Origin of the sequence: Bacillus sp. FSL K6-2819 (assembly GCF_038008305.1) — a bacterium.
Lineage (GTDB): Bacteria > Bacillota > Bacilli > Bacillales > Bacillaceae > Bacillus > Bacillus amyloliquefaciens.
Genome location: NZ_JBBOYV010000001.1, coordinates 2,995,503 through 3,021,213, shown reverse-complemented (window position 1 = coordinate 3,021,213; position 25,711 = coordinate 2,995,503). Strand labels below are relative to the sequence as shown.

Here is a 25,711-nt window from a genome sequence, read left to right as displayed (position 1 = left end):
CCATTGAGGTATTTTATTAAGCATCTTTCAATCGCACTGTTGATATTTAGTTTTTTCTATATTGCACATATTATATACTTTACCCAGAATGGAATTTTAGTCGGAACCTATGTTGTTGAAACATCAAAACATGAGTTTGAAGTTGTTAAAATTACAAAATCTTCTTACGGAAGATACTTGAATTTAAAAGAAGGGGACAAAATTCTACAGATAAATGGGCACATGCCTTCTTCTCAAAATATCAAAAATGGTTATTTAGCAAAGGCTAATAACTTAAAGGTTGAGAGACGTAATCATGAAATTCAATTGCATGGTTCAGAGGATTTGTCTTTAAACAGTTCAGTTAGTTTCTTTATTTATATTGTCCCTTGTATATTATTTGCACTAAGCTTATTATGTATTTTCTATATATACAAAGTCAATCGTATAAAAAATACAGTTTCTGCTTATATTCTAATCTGCTTCTTAATTTTTATATCGATAGCTTATTTAAGTGCAGGCGGTGTAACAAGAGGATATGAGATAAATAGATATGTTAATCTTTTTACTTTTTTAAATGTGCCTGTACTATACCTGCATTTTTTATATCAATATTTTAAAGAATTAAAAATAAAATTTTCAGCAAAGAGTATAGTATATATTCTTTACTGTTTACCTGTCCTTAACATTGTTACAGAACTTTTTAGATATCGATATGATTTATACTTTGTTAGAGACATGAATTTATTGTCATTTTTTATCGAGATACTAATAGTGTATATGTATATTGTTTATTATGCCATTATTTATAGAAAGAGAGATCATGCTTATCTATTAAAAGTGTTACTAATATCTAACACAATAGCTTTTTTACCATTTACTGTTCTTTATCTTCTTTCTGAAGTTATTTTAGGACAGTATATTTATTCAGCTATAGTAACTGCTCCGTTTCTGCTCATTATTCCATTGGCATTGGTTTATCAATTTGTTGTCAACAAGATTTATGATATAGATTTTTTGTTGGGAAGAATTAGATACTATAGTTTTTTGTCTATTGTTCCTACAATAGGGGTTGTATGGCTGTCAATCTTATATGAAAGTAAAGGTAATCATTTTAACACCATTCAAATCACTTTATATGTGTTTTTGATTTTTTTGGCGGTCTTTTACACCAAAGAGGTTTTAGACTATAAATTCCGTTTGAAACGTTTTTCAGAAAAATACAATTATCAAGACAGCATTTATAAATATACACAGCTTCTTAAAAGTGTGTCAGCTTTAAATCAAGTGTTTATGAATCTGAAAAAGACTATATTGGATGTATTACCTGTAAGTAAGGCTTACATTTTTGAAATCAGTTCAGACGGAGATATTCTTTATTTTGATAAACAAAACATCGAACCGAATTGGCAGCCGTATAAAAAAGAATTTGATAAAGTCACATCAGAGATTGGGAAGATAATTGAAGTAAATCAAGGATTTCTGATGAAGATTGGAGAAAGAGGGGCAAATTCATACATTTTGCTCTGTTTATCCAGCATTAATACCCCAAGGCTGACAAGGGATGAAATCTCTTGGTTAAAGACATTGTCTTTTTATACAAGTGTTTCGATGGAAAACATTTTACAGATCGAAGAACTCATGAACCATTTACAAGATCTAAAACAACAAGGTTCAAACCCGGTCTGGCTCAAAAAGCTGATGTTTACGATTGAGGAAAAGCAGCGGTCGGATTTGGCCCGTGATCTGCATGATTCGGTGCTGCAGGATTTGATTTCTTTGAAACGCCAGTGTGAGCTGTTTCTGGCCGATTTTAAGAAAGAAGAGCCTTGTCACATAGAGGTGCAGGACAAGCTTCATCAGATGAATGAGCAGATGTCGGATGTGATTTTGATGACCCGGGAGACGTGTCATGAGCTTCGGCCTCAGCTGCTGTATGATTTGGGTCTGGTGAAGGCGGTATCCAAGCTTGCCGCTCAGCAGCAGGAGCGTGCGCCGTTTCATATCCGTCTGAATACGGGACGGTTTACGGCGGCGCTGGATTTGGATACGCAGCTGAATTTGTACCGCATCATTCAGGAATTTCTTTCGAATGCCATGAAGCATTCACAGGCGAATGAGGTGCTGATTATGCTGATCAGCATTCAAAATAAAGTGATTCTGCATTATGAAGATGACGGGGTCGGATGCAATCAGGAGGAAGGCAGCGGACAGGCGATGAGCATGGGGCTTTCGGGTATTAAGGAGCGCGTCCGGGCGCTTGACGGCCGGATGAAAATCGACACAAGTGAAGGAAATGGTTTTAAAGCGGATATTGAAATGGAATTGTAACCAATTTATCACTAAATCGACTTGGCAGAAGCCAAGTCTTTTTAATAAAATGGAAATGAATGAGTAAAAGGGAGGAAACCATGAAAAAGATACTAGTGATTGATGATCATCCGGCTGTCATGGAGGGCACCAAGACGATTCTGGAAACGGACACGAATCTTTCTGTCGATTGCCTTAGTCCCGATGCCAGTGAACAATTCGTTCTTCGGCATGATTTTTCAGCTTACGATCTCATATTAATGGATTTAAATCTGGGTGATGACCTCAGCGGCATAGAGCTTTCCAAGAAAATCTTAAAAGAGAATCCTCTCTGCAAAATTATTGTTTACACAGGTTATGAGGTTGAAGATTATTTTGAAGAATCCATCCGCGCGGGTCTGCACGGTGCCATCAGCAAAACCGAGTCTAAAGAGAAAATCATGCAATACATATATCACGTGCTTAACGGACAGATTTTAGTTGATTTCTCCTATTTCAAACAGCTGTTGACCCAGCAAAAAACAAAAACGTCTTCTTCCCCTCAAAGTGAGCAGGATCGTTAACACCGAGAGAGCGCCATATTCTTCAAGAGGTCGAAAAAGGTTTGACCAATCAGGAAATCGCCGATGCGCTTCACTTAAGCAAGCGGTCGATTGAATACAGCCTGACATCCATTTTTAACAAGCTGAATGTCGGCTCCCGTACAGAAGCGGTGCTGATCGCCAAGTCAGATAACGTACTATAAACCTTGAAAGGAGAATGACCTATGAATCTGAAAAATACATTGCTCGGCGCACTCGGCATTGAAATCACTGAAAACACGGCGGGAAGATGCGTCGCGGTTATGCCGGTGGATAAGAGGACGGTGCAGCCTTTCGGATATCTGCACGGAGGCGCATCAGCAGCGCTGGCGGAGACCGCAGCCAGTGTCGGGGCCCAGCATTTTATCGATCAGTCGTCACAGGCGTGTGTCGGACTTGAGATTAACGCCAATCATTTAAAATCCGTGAAAGAGGGCGGTACGGTCACGGCGATTGCGCAACCCGTTCATACAGGCAGAACAACCATTGTTTACGAGATTAAAATTTTTGATGAAAGAGAAAGGCTGATCTGTGTTTCCCGCTGCACGCTGGCTGTTATAACAAAATAAACAAACAGCCGGAACCCTGAATCGTCCGGCTGTTTGTTTTTACAAATATGAATCTTTTTTTCGTTTGATCACAAAGTTTCTGATCCCTTTATAATCATCCTGAACGCTTCTTTTATCAAGCGCCGCTCCTGAATTGTACGCCGCCCTGCAGATGAGGTGCGCCCCGACCGGAGCCGTCAGCAGGATAAAAATCATCCCGAGCAGTATTTTTACAGAAATTTCTCCGGTCAGCATCCACAAGTAACCCAAAACGCCGAGCAATATCAAATTAACGCCGAGTGTCGAGCCTTTTGAGGAGGCGTGGGCGCGTGTATACACATCAGGAAGCCTGAGTGTGCCGAAAGACGCGACCAGACAGATCAGCGATCCCATCAGAATACAAACGGCGACGGCCCATTTAACGATATCGATCATTTTCGATAATCTCTCCTTTCTCCAAAAACTTAGCGAAGGCAATCGTACCGATAAATGATAAAATGCCGAGCAGCAGAATGATGTCCAAAAAGGCCGTTGTTTTTATGAGAATGGATACAAGCGCGGTCATGGCAATCAGATTAATGCCGATCCCATCAAGCGCGACGACCCGGTCCGGTATCGTAGGCCCTTTAATGACGCGAATGACGTACAGAAGAGTCGAAACCGCCATAATGCCGAGCGATAATTGCAGAATAAACGTAAACATCAGCGGCTCACCTCCTGAATGGCTTTCTCAAAAGAGACACGGATGTCATGAATCGCTTTCTCCGCATCTTCAATGTCCATGGCGTGTATATAGAGAATCGACCGATCATCGGAGATATCCATCACAAGCGTACCCGGTGTTAAAGTGATCAACAGCGAGAGCAGCGTGATCTCCCAATCCTCCGTCAATTCCGTCTTAAACGCGAAAATACCCGGGCGGATGTTCATTTTCGGAGACATAATGGTTTTCAGCACGCTGACATTGGCCAGATATAATTCTTTTATAAAGATCAGCATCAGTTTGATGACTGACCATATTTTCCAAATATAAAACGGCTGCGAGAAGAAGCGCCGGAAAAAAAACAGCGCCGCCAAGCCCGCGATAAATCCGGTAATAAATCCCGCCGTGCTGAGGCTGTTTGTGAGAAACATCCAGCAAACAGCGAGAAACACATTTAATAATAGTTGAAAAGCCATGCCATCTACTCCTTCAAAACAGCTTCAATGTATTTTTCCGGATTCAGCAGATTCTCAGCCGTCTGATTGACATACGGTGAAACCCATTCGGTTCCGAGTCCGAACAGAAGCGACAATAGGAGAAAAGCGGCTGCCGGATAAAGAAGTCCTTTTGCGGACCGTCTTGCGGTGCCCGGTATTTCTTTTTCTTCTCCCCAAAAAGCGGTCGTAAAAACCTTCAGCACGGAGTACAGCACTAGCAGGCTTGACAGCAGAATCAATACGGAAAACAATGTTTCCCCCTTATCGAAACCGCCTTCCGCGATCTTCAGCTTGCCTACAAATCCGCTGAACGGCGGGATGCCGGCCAGAGATATGGCGGAGATAAAGAACATCCAGCCTAAAACCGGATAACGGGTGATCAATCCGCCCATTTTGTGCAGACTGGCAGTGCCTGTCAACGCGATAAGCGTGCCCGCCAGCATAAACAGGGCTCCTTTAATCAGCATATCGTGAATCAAGTAATACACCGCTCCTTGAATGGAGGCAGGCGTGTTCATGGCAATGCCGAACAAAATCACGCCGACGGCTGTAATAATATTGTAGATGACGATTTTCATGACATCCGAAAAGGCGATAGATCCGATTACGCCGAATAACACCGTCAGCATCGCAAGCCACATCATCAATTGGTGGGTAAAGCCTGTATCGTGAATAAAAATCAGGGTGAATACTCTCAAAATGGCATACAGGCCGACTTTCGTCAAAAGAGATCCAAATAAGGCTGAAATCGCAGCCGGCGGGGCGTAATAAGAGCCCGGCATCCAAAAATACAGCGGGAATATCCCGCCCTTTAAACCGAAAACGACGATAAACAGGACGCCGATGACGGTTATCAACCCGGTCTGGCCCGATTCGCTTATTTTTACGCTCAGATCAGCCATATTCAGCGTGCCCGTCACCGCATATAAGTAACCGACACCGATGACAAAAAACGCGGATGACACAATGTTAAATACGATATACTTCAATGATTCTCTTAATTGAATTTTCGTTCCGCCAAGCACGATCAGCATGTAAGACGCGATCAGCAGTAACTCAAAAAAGACGTACATGTTGAACAGATCACCCGTCAAAAACGCTCCGCTTACACCGGCCAGAAGAAACTGCACCCCTGAATAATAGAAAGCGCGCTCCCGTTTTTCTCCGATGGAGCGGAAGGAGTACAAAATGACAAGCAATCCGATGACCGCGGTTGTCAAAACAAGCAGTGCGGCGAGCTGATCTGCGGCGAGCACAATGCCGTACGGCGCTTTCCAGCCGCCGAGCGTCAGCGTCTGAATCCCGTGTGTAAAAACCGTCTGAACGAGAATGGCGCTGATGACGATGGAGACAGCGGAAGCGGCGGTGCTGAATATCCGCATCAGCATAATGTGCCTGTTCATAAAAATCAGCAGCACCGCGGCAAGCAGCGGCACCAGGATAGGCAATATCACAAAGTTATTCATGTTGATCATTTCCCCTCATTCGATCCATATCGTCCGATTTCAGTTCCTGATAGGCGCGAAACGCCATTACGAGCAGGAAGGACGTGACGCCGAACGAAATAACGATCGCCGTCAGTATGAGTGCCTGCGGCAGCGGATCGACAAACAATGTGCTTTTCCCGCCCAGTATGGGAGGGGCGCCTTTTTTCAGTCCGCCCATGGTCAGAAGCAGCAAATGGACGCCGTGGCTTAAAAGCGCGGTGCCGATAATCACGCGCAGCAGACTTTTAGAAAGCAGCAGGTAGGTTGCCGCCATAAACAAAATACCGGCTATGACAGACATTAAGATTTCCACTATTCTTCCTCTCCAATCGTTTGAATAATGGTCATCGTAACGCCGACAACAACGAGATACACACCTAAATCAAACAAAGTGGCCGTCGCAAGCTCCGTATTCCCAAGCACCGGGAGATGAAAATGGCCGAATGTATGGGTGAGAAAGGGCGCCCCGAATAAGAACGAACCTGCACCCGTCGCAATTGCGATAAGCAGACCCACGGCCGCTACATAAATAAAATTGACGGGCAAAATCGATTTGACGGTTTTTAAATCAAAGGCCAAAAGCAAAAGCACGATGGCCGAAGACGTAATCAGCCCGCCGACAAATCCTCCGCCGGGAGCGTTATGCCCCGCTAAAAATAAATAGAAAGAGAAAAGCAGAATGATAAAAGATACAAGCTTCGTAGCCGTCTGAAGGATGATGTCGTTTGTTTTTTGCTGTCTCAACGCTCTTCTCCCTCCTCTTTTACTTTCGTTCTGATCATGCTGTAAATGCCGAGTGCGGCAATCGACAGCACTGTGATTTCAAACATCGTATCAAATCCCCTGAAATCAACGAGGATGACGTTGACGATATTGTTGCCTCCCCCGAGCTTATGGCTGTAAGCGGTGAAAAAGGAGGCGATGCTGTCTTTTGTTTTTTCGCTGGAAGACGCGATCCCGAGCATTGTCACGATGACGCCGACGCCGAGAGAAATGATAAAATTCGTCATCCGGAATGTTCTTGTCTTCTTTTTCCGCCGCATTTTCGGCAGATGATAAAAACAAAGAAGAAACAAGGCGACGGATATCGTCTCAATGACAAGCTGTGTGAGCGCCAGATCGGGCGCTCTGAAAATCACGAAAAACAGCGCGAGCGTGTACCCGACAACACCGAGTGAGATAATGGCCGTCAGCCGCGATTTGGCAAACACAGTCGCCGCCGTCGCGCTCACCATAACGAGGGAGAGCACGATTTCATACAGGCCGATTTCAGCCATTCCTTTCGTTGTCACGGAAAAGCCGCCTTTCATCACAAACGCCGTTCCGATGAGAATGATAAACGCCGCAAAAGTATACAGCAGATAATCCCGCAAGAATCCGGTCATATAAGATGACGTCAGCTGATAAGATCTTTTTTCCATATTGCCCGTCACCGCATCGTAAAGCCGGTTCAATGACAGTTTTTTCGGAAACAGTCCGTACAGCCGCTCCCATTTAGACAGCGTCACGTAACCGATTGTGCCGACAATGATGATCCCGAGGGTCATCAATAACTCAGCCGTCACCCCGTGCCACTGGGAAATATGGACGTGGAATGTATCTCCGCCGGTTAACAGAGCCGGATAAATGGAATTCATCGCCGGTTCAATCAGGCTGTAGGACAAAACGTTCGGTGCGAAAAACAGACTGACGGCGCAAGCGGCAAGAATTACCGGCGAAATCAGCATGCCGAGCGGAGCTTCATGCGGCGTCTTTTCAAGCTGATCAGGTTTGCGCGCGCCTCTGAACGTTCTGAAAAACAGCTTCATGCTGTAGATAAAAGTGAAGACACTGCCGATCCATGCGAGAACGGGGAACAGCACGCCCCACGTATCAAGATTGAAAATATCTGCATGAGCAATCCGCAGCATGCTTGTAAAGAACATTTCTTTACTTAAAAAGCCGTTAAAAGGAGGGAGGCCCGCCATGGAAAACGTTCCGATCAATGAAACGGTGAACGTTACCGGCATGAGCGCCATCAGTCCTCCGAGCCTGCGGATATCCCGTGTCCCCGTTTCATGGTCGATAATGCCGACCACCATAAATAAACTTCCTTTAAAAGTAGCATGGTTTATTAAGTGAAACACAGCCGCGGTCACAGCCAACGTAAAATACTCTGAATGCTGATAATGAAGCGCGGCGGCTCCTGCACCGAGCATAGATACAATCATACCGAGCTGGCTGACTGTGGAAAAAGCCAGAATCGCTTTTAAATCGGTTTGTCTGACCGCGTTGAAGGAAGCCCATACCATCGTGATGAGACCGACTGAGGCAACCGTCCAAAACCAGACGGGTGAAAATGCAAAAATCGGGCTGAATCTGGCAATCAGATAAATACCCGCTTTCACCATTGTAGCCGAGTGCAGATAGGCGCTGACAGGAGTCGGCGCCTCCATGGCATCAGGCAGCCAGATGTAAAACGGAAACTGCGCTGATTTCGTAAAGGCTCCCAGTAACAGGAGAATCATCGCCGGAATAAAGAACGGATGGCCGGCAATAATATGCACCTGGTTGACCATTTCTCTGATACTGAATGAGTCTGTCATCAGATACAGCAGGATAAAGCCGCCGAGCATACACAGTCCGCCGCCGACGGTAATCAATAGTGATTTTTCCGCCCCGTAGCGTGATTTCTCCCGCTTATACCAATACCCGATTAATAAGAAGGATGACAGGCTTGTCAGCTCCCAAAACATATAAAGCACAATGACATTATCGACGAGCACAACGCCGAGCATCGCGCCCATAAACATCAGCAGGTACACATAAAAGGGGCCGAGCTTTTCTTTGTCCTTCGATAAGTAAAAAATGCTGTAAAGAGTCACCAAAGAGCCGATTCCCGTAATCAATAAAGCGAATAACAGCCCGAGTCCGTCAATATAAACGGTATAGTTAATGCCGAGGGACGGAATCCATTCGGCCGCATACCGGACGGTCTCTCCGGCCATTGTAATAGGGAGCTTGCTGATAAAGTAAACAAACAGCACAACGGGCAATATCAGCACAAACCAGCCTGTATGGACCCGTTTTACCCGTTTATAGAGAAAGGGAACGATAAATGCAAATAAAAAAGGCGCCAAAATCGCGAAATGTAACAGCTGCAACAAAAGACCTCCTTTGCTTGTTTTTCATCAAGCAACTGCTTTATGTAAGAGTGAACCAATCAATTCACGGTCATAGGACCCAGTACAAATTATATCGCACTTTTTTTTACCCTGCTACGGCATAATGTATTCCTCTCTGTATTTTTGTGGTCTTTTGAACCCAAAATAAATTTATCAAATTTCCTGATCTTTGTATATACTTTTATCTTTCAGATCAAGCTTTAAAAAAGGAGCTGGTCAGATGAAGAGAAAGGCGGCGGCCTGTATTGGAATATTTTGCTCTATTATCGCAGGAACATTCATAGCGGACGGTTTTTGCAAAGGACGGCAGCAGACGGAGGCAGATGAATGGGAGAGTTTTTTTCTCGGTGCGGAATACGCACACGGCAAGCTGAGTGCGGCTGAATCAATACAAACACCGTTTCAGCCGCGTGAGTATATAAGAATCGTCTATAAATGAAAAGAGTTCCGGCACCAGGGCGCGGAACTCTTTTTTGTGTGATGATCAGCGTTTTCCTTTAATGTAAGGGATGCCGTTGGCTTTAGGCGCATCAGCGCGGCCGATGAAGCCGGCAAGCGCGAGAATGGTCAGGATGTAAGGGGCCATCAGCATGTATACATTCGGAATGTCTTTGAACAGGGGCAAAAGCGAGCCGATAATGCTTAAACTTTGCGCAAATCCGAAGAACAGCGCCGCTCCGAGCGCGCCGATCGGATGCCATTTGCCGAAAACAAGAGCGGCAAGAGCGATAAAGCCTTGCCCGGAAATGGTAGAGTGCGTGAAATCAAGCGCGATCGTGGAAGCATATACACCGCCGCCGAGCCCGCCGAACAGCCCGCTGATCATGACGCCGATATAGCGCATGCCAAACACATTGATTCCCATCGTATCGGCCGCCATCGGGTGTTCGCCGACAGAACGGATACGGAGGCCGAACGGCGTTTTGAATAAAATAAACCAGGAAACAAAGGCCAGTACGATAGCTAAAATCGACGTATAATATACGTCAGAAAAGAAAATCTTTCCTAAAACCGGAATATCGCTTAACCCGGGGATGTTCGCTTTGTAAAAGGGCACGGGAATTTTATCAGTCTGAGCTTTTCCGTAAATCAGCTTGACGATAAACAGTGTCGCTCCTAATGCGAGCATATTGATCGCCACACCGGTTACCGTCTGGTCGGCACGGAAAGAAACCGCGGCAGCCGCGTGAATCAGCGAGAACAGCCCGCCCGCAATCATGGCGGCAGCCAAGGCAAGCCACGGAGCAGCGGCACCGAGCTCGCGTCCGAAAAATAAGTTGAACATGACGCTTGTAAAGGCGCCGATAATCATCAGTCCTTCCAGACCGATATTGACAACCCCTGATCTTTCGGAAAACACGCCGCCGAGAGCGGTTAAAATAAGCGGAGCCGCATATACGAGTGTTGCCGGGACAATAATGGATAAAATCTGCAGGAAGTCCACTTACTTCGCCCCCTTATTCTTCAATTTATCAAGGATGAGCCGGATGGCGTAGCTTGATGCCACAAATAAAATAATAATGGCGATGACGATGTCAACGACTTCAGAAGGCACGCCGGATTCAATCGGCATATTTAAGGCGCCGACTTTAAGGCCGCCGAGAAGACATGCCGCAAGAACCACGCCGATTGCCGTGCTGCCGCCGAGAAGCGCAACCGCGATGCCGTCGAATCCGACTCCGGTAAACGCGCCTTTAACCGCCGCATATTGAAAGGTTCCGAGTCCTTCCATCGCACCGGCCAGCCCCGCGAATGCACCGGAAATCATCATGGCGTACATCATATTTTTTCTGACGCTCATTCCGGCGTATTGTGCGGCGTGCTGGTTAAATCCCACAGCCCGGAATTCGAATCCGCTTTTTGTTTTATGAATAATAAACCACATGAAGACTGCCATGAAGAGAGCGATCAGAATGCCCCAGTGAAGGCGGGAGTAATCTGTCAGCTGCTCTAAAAACGGCGAGCGGAGCGACGCGCTTTCATGAATTTTGCCTGTTTTGTCCCGGTGATCGGTCATGACATCGGAAATGAGATAATTGGTTAAATGAAGAGCGATATAATTCATCATGATCGTGACAATCACTTCATGGACAAAAAAACGGGCTTTTAAAAATCCGGGAATCAGCCCCCAAATGCCTCCCGCGGCAGCAGCCGCCAATAACGCAAGCGGAAGGTGGATGTAAGCGGGGGCGTCAAAGGAAGTACCGACCCAAACCGCGGCGGTCCAGCCGACAAGGAGCTGTCCTTCAACACCGATATTGAACAGGCCGGTCCGAAATGCGAACGCCACAGCCAATCCGGACAAAATATAAGGCGTAATCTGCCGGATCGTTTCCCCGATGTAATACACCTCGCCGAAAATGCCGTTCCAAAGAGCCGAATACCCGCTTGCGACATTGTAGCCGCTTGCGAGCATGATGACTGCGCCCGCAGCCAAACCAAGGATGATCGCAATCAGCGGCACAGCCAGATGAGAAAGTCGATTAATCATGTATTTTCCCTGCCTCCATTTGCTTACTTCCCGCCATTAAAAGTCCGAGCTCCTGCTCGCTTGTTTCAAGCGGATTGACGTTTGCGATGATGCTGCCTTCAAAGATGACGGCGATGCGATCGCTGAGATTCATGATTTCATCAAGCTCAAAAGACAATAGCAGCACCGCTTTACCGGCGTCACGCTGCTCAATGAGCTTTTTATGGACGAATTCAATCGCGCCGACATCGAGTCCCCGCGTCGGCTGGGCCGCAATTAAAAGATCCGGATTTCTGTCCACTTCCCGCCCGATAATGGCCTTTTGCTGATTTCCTCCCGACAGCGCGCGCGCAGGCGTATATTCATCAGGCGTTCTGACGTCGTATTCTTCAATCAGGCTTCGCGCTTTGTCATAAATCGCGTGTTTATTTAATATGCCGAAAGAAGAGTAGGGCTTTTGATAATAACTTTGCAGCACGATATTTTCTCCGATCGGAAAATCAAGGACGAGCCCGTGTTTATGCCTGTCCTGCGGTATATGCCCGATTCCGGCTTCAGTCATTTTCCGCGGCGGCATGTTTTGCAACTGTCTGCCGTTTAATGTGATCGTGCCGGCATGTGTTTTTCTGAGACCTGTAATCGCCTCAATTAATTCAGACTGGCCGTTTCCGTCAACGCCCGCAATGCCGACGATTTCACCGGCTCTGACAGAGAGGGAGAGCTGTTTGACTGCCTCAACTCCGCGCGCGTCTTTAACCGTTACATCAGAAAGCGAAAGCACTTCTTGTTTCGGATCAGCCGGTTGTTTATCCGTTTTGAATGAAACTTCGCGCCCGACCATAAGGCTTGCCAGTTCATCTTGATCCGTCTGTGCGACATCGAGTGTTGTAATGCCTTTTCCTTTCCGGATGATGGTGACACGGTCGCAGACTTCCATAATTTCTTTTAATTTGTGGGTGATGAGGATAATTGATTTTCCTTCATTGACCAGGTTTTTCATAATCTGAATCAGTTCTTGAATTTCGTGCGGGGTCAGCACCGCGGTCGGTTCATCAAAAATGAGAATGTCGGCACCTCTGTAGAGGGTCTTTAATATTTCCGCCCGCTGCTGCATGCCGACAGAAATATCGGCAACTTTGGCTTCGGGATCAATCTGCAGGCCGTAACGGCCGGAAATATCGCGCACGTCCCGGGCGGCGCGCTTTCTGTCAATCCGGCCCAATGTTTTCGGTTCTTTTCCGAGAATAATATTTTCTGAGACGGTAAAGGTATCCACAAGCATAAAATGCTGGTGCACCATTCCGATGCCGAGATCATTGGCTTTGTTCGGGCTGTTGATGTGAACGCGTTCACCCCGCACCCGGATCTCGCCTTTTTCCGGCTGATACAGGCCGAATAAAACGTTCATGAGTGTCGATTTTCCCGCGCCGTTTTCACCGAGCAGGGCGTGTATTTCGCCTTTTTTTACTTGAAGCGTGACGTCATCATTGGCGACGATTCCCGGAAATTCCTTGCGTATATTAAGCATTTCAATGATATAATCCACCGATTTGACGCTCCTTTTTAGAGATGCTTTGATGAAAAAGAGCTTGGCAAAAGAAAAGCTGCAAAAGATGCAGCTTTTCCTTCACCGCTCTTTTCAAAAAAGAGAGGGGATAAGCACGAAAGTCTCCTTATCCCCTGATTCTTACTCAGCCTTGAAGGATTTCAATTCTTTTTCAGTTGAAGGGATCTCGAGTCCGTCCGCGATTTTCTTCTTCCAATCGTCTGTTGCTTTGATGACATCGTCAGAAAGGTTTTCCTTGTGATCCGAGATGCCGACTGCATCTTGCGCCAAACCGTATGTTAATGTTTTGCCGCCAGGGAATTTTCCGTCACTTGCTTTTTTCGTTAAGTCCTTCACGGCTGTATCCACTTTTTTGACCATTGATGTAAGTGTGACATTGTCTTTTGTGCCTTCGACTTGACCTTCGGCGTACTGGTCTTTATCAACACCGATGACCCATACGTTCCGCTTCGGATCTTCTTTTTTAAGATTTTTGGCTTCAGTGAAGACGCCCGTTCCCGTTGCGCCGGCCGCGTGATAAATGACGTCAACGCCCGATTTGTACATGCTTTCAGCCGTCGCCTTGCCGACATCGGCTTTGTCAAATCCGCCCGCATATTTCACTTCGACGACCGCTTTCGGATTTGCGGCTTGTACACCGGCGCGGAAGCCGATTTCAAATTTTTTGATCAATTCAGACTCCATTCCGCCCACGAATCCGACTTTTCCCGTTTTGCTCGATAACGCAGCGGCTGCTCCCACGAGGAATGAACCTTCCTGCTCTTTAAATGTAAGGCTCGCCACGTTGTCTTTTTTGACAACGGCGTCAATAATCGCAAAATTCGTGTCTTTGCGCTGATCGGCGATTTCGCTGATGGAATCCTGCATCAAATACCCGACTCCGTATATCAGGTCAAAGTGTTCCCGCGCTAATTTATTTAAGTTCGTTGTATAATCCGCATCTGATTTTGATTGAAGATAGTCAAAACCGCTTTTGCCTTTTGTAAGCCCTTTGTCTTTTCCGAATGCCTGGATGCCTTCCCAGGCGGACTGGTTGAATGATTTGTCATCGACGCCGCCGATATCTGTGACCATGCCGACGGTAAAGTTTTTGCTTCCGGAGCCGTTTGCTTTGTCACTTGAACCGCATGCGCTTAATATGGTTCCGGCAGCCGCGATGAGCGCCATCGCCATTCCGATTTTGCGTTTTTTCAAAGATATAACCCCCCTGTAAAATATGGCTGATGCTGTTCCTTTCACACTCGATTCACCGTCCCGGATACAGAATCGAAAAAACTTTCTGATAATAATGATGAGACGATCTCTCTTTTTCCCGCCTAAGCGGCTGTCTCTTCCGGGTTCGGGACTTATGGCTTACCTGAAAAGATCAGCTAACCAATCATAATTTATCATTTTACCCGCCATAAATAAATAGAAATTTGCTTATTTTTAAAAAATATCAATTTTACGAACCCATTTCCTCATCTGGATAAATTATAGGAGGTTCCGCCGGGTCATTATTCTTATATAGCATTTTGTCACGGGGGATGACAGTAAAAAAGCACCGTTCACGGCGGAACGGCGCTTTTTGACATTATAAATATTGTTTTATGCTGCTGACATTGCCGGTGTTGATATGGTATTGAAAGACCGGTCTGCCGATCGTGCCGTACGCCATCTCTACGTTCAGCACTTGAGTATCCTCCAAAAATTTAAGGTATTTCCGGATGGAAACTTGTGAGATTTCAGTATGCTTGGCGAGATCTTCAGTGGTAAAAGAGCTGTCTCCGAAAGATTCGATGCTTGCCCAGATGAGTTTAAGCGTGCTTTTTGTCAGGCCCTTCGGAAGGTGAACTTTTTCAGCCGCTTCTTTCTTTTGAAAAAGCTCCGCATCCAATTCTTTCTGTGTCATGCTTCTGTGTGATTGATAAACCTTCTGCTTGCGTCTGTAGTCGGAAAGGGCGGTTTGAAAACGGTCAAACTCAAATGGTTTGATTAAATAATCGACGGCGCCGTACCGAAGCGTTTTTTTGATGACATCCAGCTCGCTTGCGGCTGAAATGACGATGACATCGACCGATTCATTTTGTTTGCGGATTTCCGTTAAAAGCTCAAGCCCGTTTTTTCCCGGCATGTAAATGTCAAGAAGGATGAGATCGATATGATGCTCGCTTAACACGTGCAGCGCGCTTTGAAAGGATGAAGCGATCCCTTTCAGCTGAAAGCCTTCAATCTGGCTGAGATAGCGTTTATTTAATTCACCCACCATGGGGTCGTCTTCAACTATGAGTACATTAATCATCATTTTCCTCCTTCGGTTCATACGGAATGCGAAGACTGAAAGTCGTTCCTTCATTCTTTTCACTTGTCACAATCATGTGGCCTTTTAAATTTTCTGTTGCCTGCTGGGTAAAATAGAGGCCGAATCCCCGGTTTGTTCCTTTCGTGGAATACCCCTGTTCAAAAATGCGGGTTTGGTCTTCGGCAGACATTCCGGCCCCGGTGTCCGTAATTTCTATATTAAGCTGGCGATCCTGAAACCGCATCGAACACGTAATGTTTTTTTTCGGCATCTGCGCCACCGCGTCAAGCGCGTTGTTTAACAGATTTCCGATAATCGTAATGAGCTCATGGATGACGGCAGGATCCGCCGCATTCGGAATCAGGCTGCCAAGCTGAATGTCCAGATCAGCGCCCTGTTCGCGTATGTAGCTTTGTTTTCCTAAAAGAAACCCTGCGAGAACCGGGCTTTTGACATCGCTTATAATTTCGCTTGTTTCCGTCTTTTGCTGAATAGCGATATCTTTAATATAAGTGCCGAGGTCATCGTATTCTTTTAACTGTACAAGTCCTAAAATGACATGGAGCTTATTCATGAATTCATGGGACTGTGCTCTTAACGCGTTTGCATACATTTTAACACCGGACAGCTGTTCTGCTAAATGTTTGACCTCCGTTTTGTCCCTGAAAGTGGCGATTGCTCCGACGGTTTGCCCCTTCAGATGAATCGGAACCTCATTAAAGACCAGCTCTAGGCCGTTAATGCGGATATCTCTGTCCTGAAGCGGTTTTTTCGTTTCAATCACCTGCTTCAGCCGGCTTTTCGGAAGAATATCGTTCACATCTTGATCGACCGGATTAGTCGGAATACCCATTTTAATAAAAAGGCGTTTCGCTTCCGCATTGGCAAGCTTAATTTTTCCCCGCGCGTCAACCGCCAGGATGCCCTCCTTCGTGGATTCGAGCATGGCGCTCCGCTCTTCCAGCAGGGTGGCGATTTCATAAGGCTCAAGACCGTACATGATGTTTTTGACGGTGCGGGCGACAATCACAGCTCCTATGACGCCGACAAAAATACTTACGCAGATAATGAAATAAAGCGGTCTCAAACTGTGGCTTACGACATCCTGTATTTTGTTCAGCGAAATCCCGACTGAAACGACGCCCACTTGTTTTTTATCTTTTCCATAGATCGGAACGAAGGCTCTCATGGATTTCCCGAGCGTTCCCGCTGATGTGCTCGTTTTGATATGGCCGTGCATCGCCGGCTGCTCGTCTCCGCCGGTGAATTTCTTCCCGATTTTATTTGCGTCGGGGTGGGTGAGGCGGATGCTGTTCATATCCATAACCACGACAAATTCGGTTCCTGTCGTATGCTGGACGTCCAATGTATAATCCCGGAGCTCTTTCAGCCCTTTTCTTGTTTGCAATGCCTGTGCGACACCCGGTGTTTCTGCGACCAGTTTTGCGGTGCGCAGCGCGGTTGTCCGTTCTTCTTCTTTCACGCGGTCTGCGGTCTGGACGCTGATGGTGAAAAAAGTGATACAAAGTGCGATCAGAACGACAATACAGACGAATATCGTTAATCGGGTTTGCAATTTTAATGTTTTTTTCATAACAGCCTTCCTTACGTTTATCATTCCCGCGTTCTACTTTACTCCGAAAAAGCCGGTTTGTGAAGATCGGGCTCATATTTCGTAAAAGTGAGGAAAAATGGAATTTTTTATCTTGTCAATGTGTTTTAAGTCCTCCATAATAAGTGAGGTAGATTACAGAAAGGGACTTATTATATGAAAAATACTTATTGGACGGGTTATTTTCCGCTCGTTGCGATTCTGCTTTTTAGTTCGTCATTATCCATTTCTACCTCGCTTTATGCCATGAAGATGCTTCAGTCGCTCGGCATGTATCAGGGGATGCTGGATTATTTCTCCGAGAAAGGGATCAGACTGGCGCTTTTTGCAGCGTTCGCCCTTGTGTATTTTATGCTTTTTTCGGCTTTAAAGCTGATTGCAAACACAGTAACAGAGCTGTCTCTTTTGTTTTTCACAAATGACCCTGAAGGGGACAACCTGAAAAAAATCAGATTAGGCTCTTTAATTTATGTAGGCGGAGGAATTCTTTCCTTTGCGCTTGTGCAGAATGGTTTCTGGATTGCGGCGTTATTTGCCGTCGTCACGCTCGTATATTTGATCTTCATGGTGTACAGAATCTATTCAACGCTCTCGATCGTTTCCCTGATCGGTTTTATATTGTTTGAGATTCTGTTTTGGTTTACTTTTGTTATCGGTATTTTGTACATTTTTATCAAGCTTTATAATAGCATAATGGCTAGCTTACCTGTGTAAGCTAGCCATTTTTGTTAAGACAGAAATCTGTTTTTGATCTCAGGGGAGGGGAGCATGCATGCTTCCCTTTTTCCGAACCATTTGTAACGTCGCCGGGCGATGAAAGAATAGGCTCTGTCCCTGAGGGGGCGGGGCACTGCGAAAAAAACCGAAGACAGCCGCCAGGCTCCGCGGAGATGACGGGCAACTTTCAATACCGCTTGGGATTTTCTGTATATCCGCCCGTTTTCGATAAAAATCATGCTGTCAAATTGTTCTGTCGGAAGTCCTTCTGATGCCAAAAGCTCACGGGCGGTATCTGATTGCAATGAAGCAAATGAGATCAGGCCGGCCGGATCGCGTTTAATGATGAATTGAACGGCGCCGTTGCATAAGTTGCAGACGCCGTCAAACAATAGTACGCGGTCCGGAAGCTGAGCTGGTTTCAAGGTGGATCCCCTCCGTTATCTTTAATAGGCTGCTTGCAGCGTGTTTTTCCAGATCGAAAGCTGAGGGCTTGCGTCATGAAGATATTCGACGCTTGACGGTGTATCCTTGCCGACCCATACCCCCATTGTATATGCATCCGTCAGGCCGACAAACCACATGTCGTGATAGTCATTTGACGTACCTGATTTTCCGCCGACGTATGGAGCTTTAAAGTTCGCTTTTTTTCCTGTTCCGCTTTTAACGACGGCTTTCATCATTTCTTTGATCTGCATGTTGGTCCGTACGCTGAAAACCTGCGTCGGCTGGTCTTTCCATTTTAATATCGTTTTTCCTTTTAAATCAGTCACTTTAGTAATCGCGTGACTCGGCGTATAAACGCCGTTGTTGCCGAACGTGGTGTACGCATTGGTCATTTCAAGAGGCGTCATCCCGTTTGTAAAACCGCCCAGCGCCGCAGGCAGACGGTAATCCGCGCTGACCAGCTTCGCGAAATGAAACGGTTCAAGGTAGCTGAACGCCTTATTGACGCCCACGCGGTCCATAATTCTGATGGCCGGTGTGTTGTACGAGTATTTAAACGCCGTTTCCAGCGTTACCGTGCCGTACGTGCGGTTATTGTAGTTTTGCGGGCAGTAATCCGCACTGCAGAATTTGCTTGCGTCAATCTTGCTGTTTGGCGTGGCGCCGGTCTTTTCAATGTAAGGCCCGTAATCAAGCAGCGGCTTAATGGAAGAACCGGGCTGTCTGTAAGCTTGATAGGCACGGTTGAAATCATATTTATGATAATCTTTCCCGCCAGAAAGTGCGATAATCTGATGCGTCTGATGATTAATCACGGCCGCTCCGCCCTGAACGCCTGCATACGGCAGATTTTGATTCACTTGGGCGACGACCTGATTTTGCATATACGGATTCAGCGCCGTATAAATCTTCACACCGTCTTTCAACAGCGTGCTGACTCTTTCGGAAAGCTCGCTCTGAATTTTTTGTTTCGCCTTTCCGGAAGCTTTTTCAAGACGTTTGTCATAGCCTTCAGATGATGAAACAAGCTGTGTGAATTCATCATTTACATAGGAAACATAGTCAGGATATTTGTTTGTTTTTTCGTTTATATCAAGTTTGATATGTTCCTTTTCGGCTTTTTTAAGCTGTTTTCCGGATATGACGCCTGCTTTTTTTAATCCGTTAAGCAATCTGACTTGTCGTTTTTTCGTATAGTCAAAATGCTTGAGAGGATCATATAATGTAGGGTTATTAGGGATGGCGCAGATGAAAGCCATTTCTCCCAGGGTGAGAGATTTCAGCGGCTTGCTGAAATAAAATTGTGCCGCCGAACCGACACCGTATACCCCGTTATTAAAATAAATCGTATTTAAGTAGCCTTCTAAAATCTCATCTTTGCTGTATTTTTTCTCAAGCTGATAGGAATAGGCCAGCTCCGTCAGTTTTCGGCTGAAGGTGCGTTCATGGCTTAAATACACGTTCCTTGCCAGCTGCTGGGTGATGGTGCTGGCGCCCTGGTCAATTTTATGATCTTTGAAATTGGAGGCGGCTGCCCTGACCATCCCCATAAAATCAAACCCTTTATGCTCATAAAAATGACGGTCCTCAGAGGTCAAAAACAGCTGTTTTACCTCATTCGGTATTTTATTGAAGGGCACGATTACGCGGTTCTCATGATCGCTGACAATTTCAGAAACAAGGCTTCCGTCCCTGTCATACATGTAACTGTTTTGAACCAGATTGATTGCTTTTAAATCAATATGGTTATCGAGCACCTGATCAAAAGGCTTGATTTGTTTTACCTCTTTGCCGGAAGCAATAACTGTAAATGCAAACAACGGGATAATGCCAAGCAGCAAAATCCATCCGATTATTTTACGTACCATGGTCACTCTCTTTTCTCCTGATTTCTAGCCATATCGTATCATTCTTTTAAGAATACGAGAAGGTTAAATTTAGAAGAAATCGTGATTGCTGATCGGTCAGCCCGCATTTGACGCTGTATCCTTTTGCAGATGTCCGGCCATCCATAAAAGTCCCGCGCCTGCCAAAAAGAGAAAGGCGGTGACGTAGAAAGCAGCCGAAATGGAAAAACCGCTCGATACCGCGCCTCCGAGCAGAGGGCCGAGCACATTTCCGAGAAACCGAAAGCTGACGTTATAGCCGAGCACCTCACCCTGAATGCTGCCCGGCGCCCTGACGCGGATCGCTGCCGTAATGCAGGGCAGCGTGCCGCCCATGACCATGCCGAACAGAAATCTGAAGACTAAAAGGATGGAGAGAGAGGAGGCGAGCGCCTGCGGAATAAAAAACACCGCTGATGCGATCAAAAGCACGATTAAGATCCGGCTGTGGCCGAAGCGGTCGCCGAAGTCTCCCCATTTCCGGGCAAGCAATAAGCTTCCGAGTCCGGTAGCTGAAAACGCCATTCCGGAGAAAAAAGCTAAATTAACAGGCCCGTGCAGCTCATTGACATATAAAGCAAGCAGCGGCTGAATGCTGAAATTGCCGGTTTGCACGATCATGGTAAGCACCATCATCGCCCAAAGCGCGGGCTGGTGAAAAATATAGGAGAGCACCTGTTTTCTGGAATAGGTTTTCCGCTTGCTTTGTTTCTCGCCGAGCGGCTGCTCGTTGACCTGAAATAAAACGAGCAGCACGGATGCGAAAATGACAAAGGACGTAATAAAAAACGTGTACGTAAACCCGAAGCTGTCAGCGAGCAGCCCGCCCAGCATCGGTCCGAATAAAGTGCCTGACACCTGACCCATCTGCAAGGTGCCGAGTGTTTTCCCGGCAGTTTCTTTCGGCGTCTGCGCCGAAATCATGGCAAGCGATGTCGGAACAAAGCCTGTCACGAGGCCCATTAGCAGCCGCAGGACAAACAGCTGATAAACCGATGTCACAAACCCCATTAATAAAATGCTTGCGGCAATGCCGGTTCCTGTAATCAAAAGAATTTTTTTGTAGCCTTGCTTATCGCCGAATCTTCCCCAAAACGGAGAAATCACAAACGCCATTAAAAACGTGACGCCGAACACATACCCGCTCCATCTCTGCACATACCCGCCGGAGTGGGGGCTGATCGATTCGATATACAGCGAAAGAAACGGAACAATCATGGTCATGCTGGCGGAAACAAAGAAATTTGTAATCCAAATGACGACGAAGTTCTTCTTACGGACAGAAATAACATCACCTTCTTTACTTTTCGTGTGTCTAATAATAAGTATATAGGAATGAATTCGGTATTTGTATTTTTGATGCGGATATAGGAAAATTCATTATTTTTAGAAAATGAAGAAAGTTTCAGAGGGGAAACTGATATACTATCATAAAATATCATTTTTGATCGGAGGAAAGGCAGGTGTAAAAAAAGTGGATCAGCGCAGTCTGCTCATTATTGATTTCGAATTTACGATGCCTGACGGAAAATACAGCCCGCAAAATTTCTTTCCCGAGATTATTGAAGCGGGGATTGTCAAAACGGTGGATGACGAAGTGGCTGAAACGTTTTCAAGTTATATCAAACCGAAAAAATTTCCGAAGCTGACGAAACGGTGCAAAACCTTTCTGAACATCACTCAAGAAGACGTGGACGGCGGAATCACGTTTAATGAATTCATCCGCAAATTAAATGAGCTTGATCCTGATAAAAACTGCACGATCGTCACCTGGGGCAATATGGACATGAAAGTGTTAAAGCAAAATTGCATGTTTAACCACATCCCTTTTCCATTTAAAGGAGAACTCCGGGATCTGTCCCTTGAATACAAAAACTTCTTCGGTGACAGAACATTGACGGGCCTGTGGAAAGCGGCTGAAGAGTACGGCGATAAAGGGACGGGTACGCATCATAAAGCGCTGGATGATGCGATGACGACTCACAAGTTATTCAAGCTTGTCGAGCGCGATAAACAATATCTTGAAAAACCGAAACCTCCGACGATCGGCGATCGCGTCGATCTGACTGAACTGTTTCGCCGGGCCACATAAAAAAACCCAATCATGCCGACTGGGTCAAAGTTCTTTAAAATAGTCACGCTCTAACACGGCCAAGCTGGCGAGCGATCGTTTCGCCCATTCTGAGCCGTCCGCTGTGAGCTGATCTTTCAGCCGGGCAGCCGCAGCCTGTAAGGAAGCCGTATAATCAGGCACTTCACCTTCAAACGGTTTGACCATCTGGTGCGGTATGTTTGTCTGTTCCCCGTATGCAAGCGCTCTTCTTTCATGAAAAAACGGAACATCCGCCTGCTTCGGATGATGAAGATCTCCTTGAGCGGGATGCGTCAGAACGGCTTTAATTTTTACTAAATAGTGCTTAGGCCTGACGTCTGTCACTTCCCCTATGTATGCTCCTGTTTTATAAAACCCTTTTACGATTGTGCCGATTTCAAATGAATCCATAGCGTTCACCTCTCTGCTTATTCTATAAAAGATCAGCGCGATTGGCTAGTGAACAGCTGCCGGAAGCCTGACGGAGGCCGTTGTGCCCGAGTGCTCGCCGCTGGTGAAATAGACGGAGCCTTCATGATGCTGAATAATCGAGAATGTCACAGTAAGTCCGAGCCCGGTGCCGTTAGTCTTCAGTGTATAATACGGCTTGCCGAGTTTCTGAAGTTCGTCGTCGGACATGCCGATTCCGTTATCCGTAATCTGAATGAGAATCATCTGTTCCTGTTTTTGAACGGAGACCTCGATTCGGCCGTTTTCAGAAGGCACAGCTTCAATACTGTTTTTAATCAGATTAATGAAGGCCTGTTTCAGTTTTTTTATGTCCCCGTACACATATAAATCCGGCTCGCTTCGAACCGTCACCGATTTAAAATTGGCGTATGACTCCATTAAGGAACTCGTTTCCTTCACGAGCAGAGAAATATCAAACCTTTCCTTTTCATAATCATCCTGCTTCGCCATATCCAGATAATTCGTTATGATCGTCTGAGCCCGGTCGAGTTCGGACAGCACAAGCTTCTGATACCCGGAGTGTGATTTGTCCTGAAGCTGTTCGCCGCTGAACAGCAGCTGCACAAAACCTCTGACGACTGTAAGCGGATTGCGGACTTCATGGGCGACGCTCGCTGCAAGCTCACTGACGACAGCCATTTTTTCTGAGTGTATCAGCCTTGCCCGCATGGACGCATTCTCATCAATGATCTCAATCAAATAAATGCACAGCACCAGGGCGCTGACCTGAAAAAATACGGATATTGCCGCCTCGTAATAAATAGAAGATAGATTTTGAAAATTGAAAATATTGGTTACGGAATAGATGAAGACAGCTGCGGTTAATAGGACGGCTTCAGTGCAGCCGATGAGAAGAGCGAAAAGCAGTTTCTTCCGCTTTGAAAAAAAAGGCCATTTCGATTGGAGCCGGATAGGAATGATGATTAAAAAAGGAATTAAGGATAAGAAAAAAAGAGCGGAAGGTTCAAACCATATGAGCTGAGAAAAAACGGATACTGCCCCTGCGGCAAGTCCTGCGGCAGTTCCGGAATAAAGCAGGCAGACGATAATGGGAATCAGCTGCAATCCGTAACGGACGGTATGAAGTTCCTGGATGGGAAATGCCGTACATAATAATGAAGATGACGCTGCAAATACGGCGACCAGCAGGCGGTTCGCTCTCGGCACAAGCAAATCAGGCTTGCTGAGCCAGAAGACTTGATAAAGAAAAATAGGGAATAGTATAAAAGAGAAGTGAAGCAGGTAATCCTTTACAATCTCCATTTATGCGAAATCCTTTCCTATGTAAATATGAATCTATTATAACATCTTTACCGGCAAAAAAAGTATATTTTTTCTCTAAAGAGAACGCCCTTATCTCTTCGGATAAAGGCGTTCTTTCGGCTGCTAAGCGAGCGCTGCTTTGATTCTCTCAAGCCCTTCTTTTACGGCGGCGGCCGAACAGCCGACATTGAGTCTCATAAATCCTTCGCCGCCGGGTCCGTATTTCGTTCCCGGTTCTAAAATGATTTTCCCTTTTTTGAGCATTCTTTCTCTGAGCTCTGCGTCCGAAAACCCGTATTCGCTGAAATCCATCCAGATCAAATAGGAGGCGTCAGGCTTCATCATGCGGACTTTCGGCAATTCTTTTCTTAAAAAGTCTTCAGCCAATTTCATATTTCCCTCAATGTAAGGGATCAGCGCATCGAGCCAAGGGCCCCCCTTTGTATAGGCGGCTTCGATTGCTGCAACCGCAAATGTGTTGAGGTTGGAAATTCCGTTCTGATGCAATGCGGCGGAGAATTTCACCCGCTTATACCGATCGGGAATGATAATGGCGGATGCCTGAATGCCGGCGATATTAAACGTCTTGCTCGGCGCGACACAAGTAACGGAAATCCGCGCAAAATCCTCAGACAGAGAAGCAAATGGCGTATGCGGCTTTCCGTACAGCATCAAGTCGGAATGTATTTCGTCAGAAACGACGGTGACGTTATGGGCGGCGCACAGCGATCCGAGCTTCAAAAGCTCATCCCGGCTCCACGCTCTCCCGGACGGATTGTGCGGATTGCAAAGAATCATCAGCTTAACCTCAGAATCGCTCAGCTTTTTCTCAATATCCTCAAAATCCATGCAGTAGATTCCGTTTTCTTCCCGTAATGGGTTATGTAAAACCCGCCGTTTGTTTTCCTCGATCATCTGATAAAAAGGCGTATACACGGGTGACTGGATCAAAACCGGATCTCCCGGTTCGGTAAAGGCCTGTACGGCCATGCTGATCGCCGTGACAACCCCGGAGCTGAACACGATGCTTGCGGGATCGGGCCGGTAGCCGTGCCGAGTATGAAGCCATGAAGCGACGGCTTCTCTTGTATTTTCGTCAGGAGACGTATAACCGAATATCCCGTGGTCAAGGCGGGCTTTTAAGGCTTCAGTGACCGCTTCGGGAGCTCGGAAATCCATATCGGCCACCCACATCGGAAGTGCGTCCGATACGCCGAATAACGCTTCTGCCGTGTCCCATTTCACCGATTGTGTGCCAAGCCGGTTTTCTCGAAGGTCAAAGTTCATGTATGTCACTCCTGTAGTATCATTATTTTCACAGTGTATCTATGGTAAAATAGATTTGCAAACTTTATTATAAGCGGTGATGAAAATGGAAGAAAGCCAAGCGGTCATGGGAATGATGAAAATCATTGCCAAGTGGGACCCGTTTAAATATGGAGAAGAATTTTATGAGACAGAAGCCGTCGATATCGTTCAGGCCGTCTATCGTGAAGATCGTGCCGACAAGCTGGCAGAAGCCATTCAGGATATCTTTGAAGCTTCATTTGAACAAAAACTTCCGATCGAAGGCTGCCAAAAGGTGGCCGAGCAGCTGCTGTTCATAAAAGAAAGCAGCTCCTGCACCCCTTAAAAA

General features: G+C 46.1%; 25 protein-coding genes and 1 pseudogene. 7 read left to right on the top strand and 19 right to left on the bottom strand.

Annotated elements, in window-relative coordinates:
• Positions 1-3 precede the first annotated feature (3 nt).
• The 3 genes and pseudogenes from MHH91_RS15785 (at position 4) to MHH91_RS15775 (ending at position 3,439) form a co-directional block, all read left to right on the top strand.
• Positions 4-2,310, top strand: a complete 2,307-nt coding sequence (locus MHH91_RS15785) for a sensor histidine kinase (RefSeq protein WP_013353395.1) — start codon at positions 4-6, stop codon at positions 2,308-2,310.
• Between the two features lie 80 nt (positions 2,311-2,390).
• Positions 2,391-3,034, top strand: a pseudogene (locus tag MHH91_RS15780) (response regulator transcription factor).
• A gap of 21 nt (positions 3,035-3,055) precedes the next feature.
• Complete coding sequence (locus tag MHH91_RS15775; protein ID WP_013353393.1) at positions 3,056-3,439, top strand: hotdog fold thioesterase; 384 nt, start codon at positions 3,056-3,058, stop codon at positions 3,437-3,439.
• A gap of 39 nt (positions 3,440-3,478) precedes the next feature.
• Here MHH91_RS15775 and mnhG read toward each other — a convergent pair whose 3' ends face one another.
• The 7 genes from mnhG to MHH91_RS15740 are packed head-to-tail and all read right to left on the bottom strand — an operon-like array spanning position 3,479 to position 9,248.
• Positions 3,479-3,853: a monovalent cation/H(+) antiporter subunit G gene (gene mnhG / locus MHH91_RS15770; RefSeq protein WP_013353392.1), complete on the bottom strand. Its 375-nt coding sequence runs from the start codon at positions 3,851-3,853 to the stop codon at positions 3,479-3,481.
• Positions 3,837-4,121, bottom strand: a complete 285-nt coding sequence (locus tag MHH91_RS15765) for a Na(+)/H(+) antiporter subunit F1 (RefSeq protein WP_013353391.1) — start codon at positions 4,119-4,121, stop codon at positions 3,837-3,839. Before MHH91_RS15765 ends, mnhG begins: the two co-directional genes overlap by 17 nt.
• Positions 4,121-4,597: a Na+/H+ antiporter subunit E gene (locus tag MHH91_RS15760; RefSeq protein ID WP_013353390.1), complete on the bottom strand. Its 477-nt coding sequence runs from the start codon at positions 4,595-4,597 to the stop codon at positions 4,121-4,123. Before MHH91_RS15760 ends, MHH91_RS15765 begins: the two co-directional genes overlap by 1 nt.
• Before the next feature lie 5 nt (positions 4,598-4,602).
• Positions 4,603-6,084, bottom strand: a complete 1,482-nt coding sequence (locus MHH91_RS15755; RefSeq protein ID WP_013353389.1) for a Na+/H+ antiporter subunit D — start codon at positions 6,082-6,084, stop codon at positions 4,603-4,605.
• Entirely contained in the window at positions 6,077-6,418 is a 342-nt protein-coding gene (locus MHH91_RS15750; RefSeq protein WP_013353388.1) for a Na(+)/H(+) antiporter subunit C, read from the bottom strand. Before MHH91_RS15750 ends, MHH91_RS15755 begins: the two co-directional genes overlap by 8 nt.
• Positions 6,418-6,849, bottom strand: a complete 432-nt coding sequence (locus MHH91_RS15745) for a Na(+)/H(+) antiporter subunit B (protein ID WP_013353387.1) — start codon at positions 6,847-6,849, stop codon at positions 6,418-6,420. The genes MHH91_RS15750 and MHH91_RS15745 overlap by 1 nt, the downstream gene beginning before the upstream one ends.
• Positions 6,846-9,248 carry a Na+/H+ antiporter subunit A gene (locus MHH91_RS15740; protein WP_014470898.1) on the bottom strand — a complete coding sequence of 801 codons (2,403 nt, stop codon included), beginning with the start codon at positions 9,246-9,248 and terminating at the stop codon, positions 6,846-6,848. Before MHH91_RS15740 ends, MHH91_RS15745 begins: the two co-directional genes overlap by 4 nt.
• A gap of 241 nt (positions 9,249-9,489) precedes the next feature.
• On the opposite strand from MHH91_RS15740, the gene MHH91_RS15735 reads away from it, so the two are divergent.
• A complete protein-coding gene (locus MHH91_RS15735) occupies positions 9,490-9,708 on the top strand; it encodes a hypothetical protein (protein ID WP_013353385.1) in 219 nt (72 codons plus the stop codon).
• Positions 9,709-9,753: 45 nt separating this feature from the next.
• Here the strand turns inward: MHH91_RS15735 and MHH91_RS15730 are convergent, their stop codons facing one another.
• From MHH91_RS15730 to malK, 6 genes are all read right to left on the bottom strand, one after another.
• Positions 9,754-10,713: an ABC transporter permease gene (locus MHH91_RS15730; protein WP_013353384.1), complete on the bottom strand. Its 960-nt coding sequence runs from the start codon at positions 10,711-10,713 to the stop codon at positions 9,754-9,756.
• Positions 10,714-11,760, bottom strand: coding sequence for an ABC transporter permease (locus MHH91_RS15725; RefSeq protein WP_013353383.1), 1,047 nt, complete (start codon positions 11,758-11,760; stop codon positions 10,714-10,716).
• A complete protein-coding gene (locus MHH91_RS15720; RefSeq protein WP_013353382.1) occupies positions 11,753-13,285 on the bottom strand; it encodes an ABC transporter ATP-binding protein in 1,533 nt (510 codons plus the stop codon). The genes MHH91_RS15725 and MHH91_RS15720 overlap by 8 nt, the downstream gene beginning before the upstream one ends.
• Before the next feature lie 141 nt (positions 13,286-13,426).
• The gene (locus MHH91_RS15715) at positions 13,427-14,500 is read right to left on the bottom strand and encodes a BMP family lipoprotein (RefSeq protein WP_013353381.1); all 1,074 of its coding nucleotides are present in this window, start codon (positions 14,498-14,500) and stop codon (positions 13,427-13,429) included.
• Positions 14,501-14,879: 379 nt separating this feature from the next.
• A complete protein-coding gene (locus MHH91_RS15710) occupies positions 14,880-15,587 on the bottom strand; it encodes a response regulator (RefSeq protein ID WP_013353380.1) in 708 nt (235 codons plus the stop codon).
• Complete coding sequence (gene malK / locus MHH91_RS15705) at positions 15,580-17,181, bottom strand: malate sensor histidine kinase MalK (protein WP_013353379.1); 1,602 nt, start codon at positions 17,179-17,181, stop codon at positions 15,580-15,582. The genes MHH91_RS15710 and malK overlap by 8 nt, the downstream gene beginning before the upstream one ends.
• Before the next feature lie 174 nt (positions 17,182-17,355).
• On the opposite strand from malK, the gene MHH91_RS15700 reads away from it, so the two are divergent.
• Positions 17,356-17,913, top strand: a complete 558-nt coding sequence (locus tag MHH91_RS15700) for a YufK family protein (protein WP_013353378.1) — start codon at positions 17,356-17,358, stop codon at positions 17,911-17,913.
• 14 nt (positions 17,914-17,927) lie between these two features.
• On the opposite strand, the gene MHH91_RS15695 is transcribed toward MHH91_RS15700, so the two are convergent.
• The 3 genes from MHH91_RS15695 to MHH91_RS15685 form a co-directional block, all read right to left on the bottom strand.
• Positions 17,928-18,341 (bottom strand): thiol-disulfide oxidoreductase DCC family protein, encoded by a 414-nt coding sequence (locus MHH91_RS15695; RefSeq protein WP_013353377.1) that lies wholly within the window; start codon positions 18,339-18,341, stop codon positions 17,928-17,930.
• Positions 18,342-18,362: 21 nt separating this feature from the next.
• Positions 18,363-20,237, bottom strand: coding sequence for a transglycosylase domain-containing protein (locus tag MHH91_RS15690; protein WP_013353376.1), 1,875 nt, complete (start codon positions 20,235-20,237; stop codon positions 18,363-18,365).
• A 90-nt stretch (positions 20,238-20,327) separates the two neighbouring features.
• Positions 20,328-21,572 (bottom strand): MFS transporter, encoded by a 1,245-nt coding sequence (locus MHH91_RS15685; RefSeq protein WP_076983678.1) that lies wholly within the window; start codon positions 21,570-21,572, stop codon positions 20,328-20,330.
• A 151-nt stretch (positions 21,573-21,723) separates the two neighbouring features.
• Between MHH91_RS15685 and kapD the strand changes: the two genes are divergently transcribed.
• Positions 21,724-22,341, top strand: a complete 618-nt coding sequence (gene kapD, locus MHH91_RS15680; RefSeq protein ID WP_038463282.1) for a 3'-5' exonuclease KapD — start codon at positions 21,724-21,726, stop codon at positions 22,339-22,341.
• 24 nt (positions 22,342-22,365) lie between these two features.
• Here the strand turns inward: kapD and MHH91_RS15675 are convergent, their stop codons facing one another.
• The 3 genes from MHH91_RS15675 to MHH91_RS15665 all read right to left on the bottom strand — a co-directional run bounded on the left by MHH91_RS15675 (position 22,366) and on the right by MHH91_RS15665 (position 25,362).
• Positions 22,366-22,752, bottom strand: a complete 387-nt coding sequence (locus MHH91_RS15675; RefSeq protein WP_013353373.1) for a kinase-associated lipoprotein B — start codon at positions 22,750-22,752, stop codon at positions 22,366-22,368.
• Between the two features lie 45 nt (positions 22,753-22,797).
• The gene (locus MHH91_RS15670) at positions 22,798-24,075 is read right to left on the bottom strand and encodes a sensor histidine kinase (protein WP_013353372.1); all 1,278 of its coding nucleotides are present in this window, start codon (positions 24,073-24,075) and stop codon (positions 22,798-22,800) included.
• Between the two features lie 123 nt (positions 24,076-24,198).
• A complete protein-coding gene (locus tag MHH91_RS15665) occupies positions 24,199-25,362 on the bottom strand; it encodes a MalY/PatB family protein (protein ID WP_013353371.1) in 1,164 nt (387 codons plus the stop codon).
• An 85-nt stretch (positions 25,363-25,447) separates the two neighbouring features.
• On the opposite strand from MHH91_RS15665, the gene MHH91_RS15660 reads away from it, so the two are divergent.
• Positions 25,448-25,708, top strand: a complete 261-nt coding sequence (locus tag MHH91_RS15660; protein ID WP_013353370.1) for a DUF1871 family protein — start codon at positions 25,448-25,450, stop codon at positions 25,706-25,708.
• Positions 25,709-25,711: the final 3 nt, after the last annotated feature.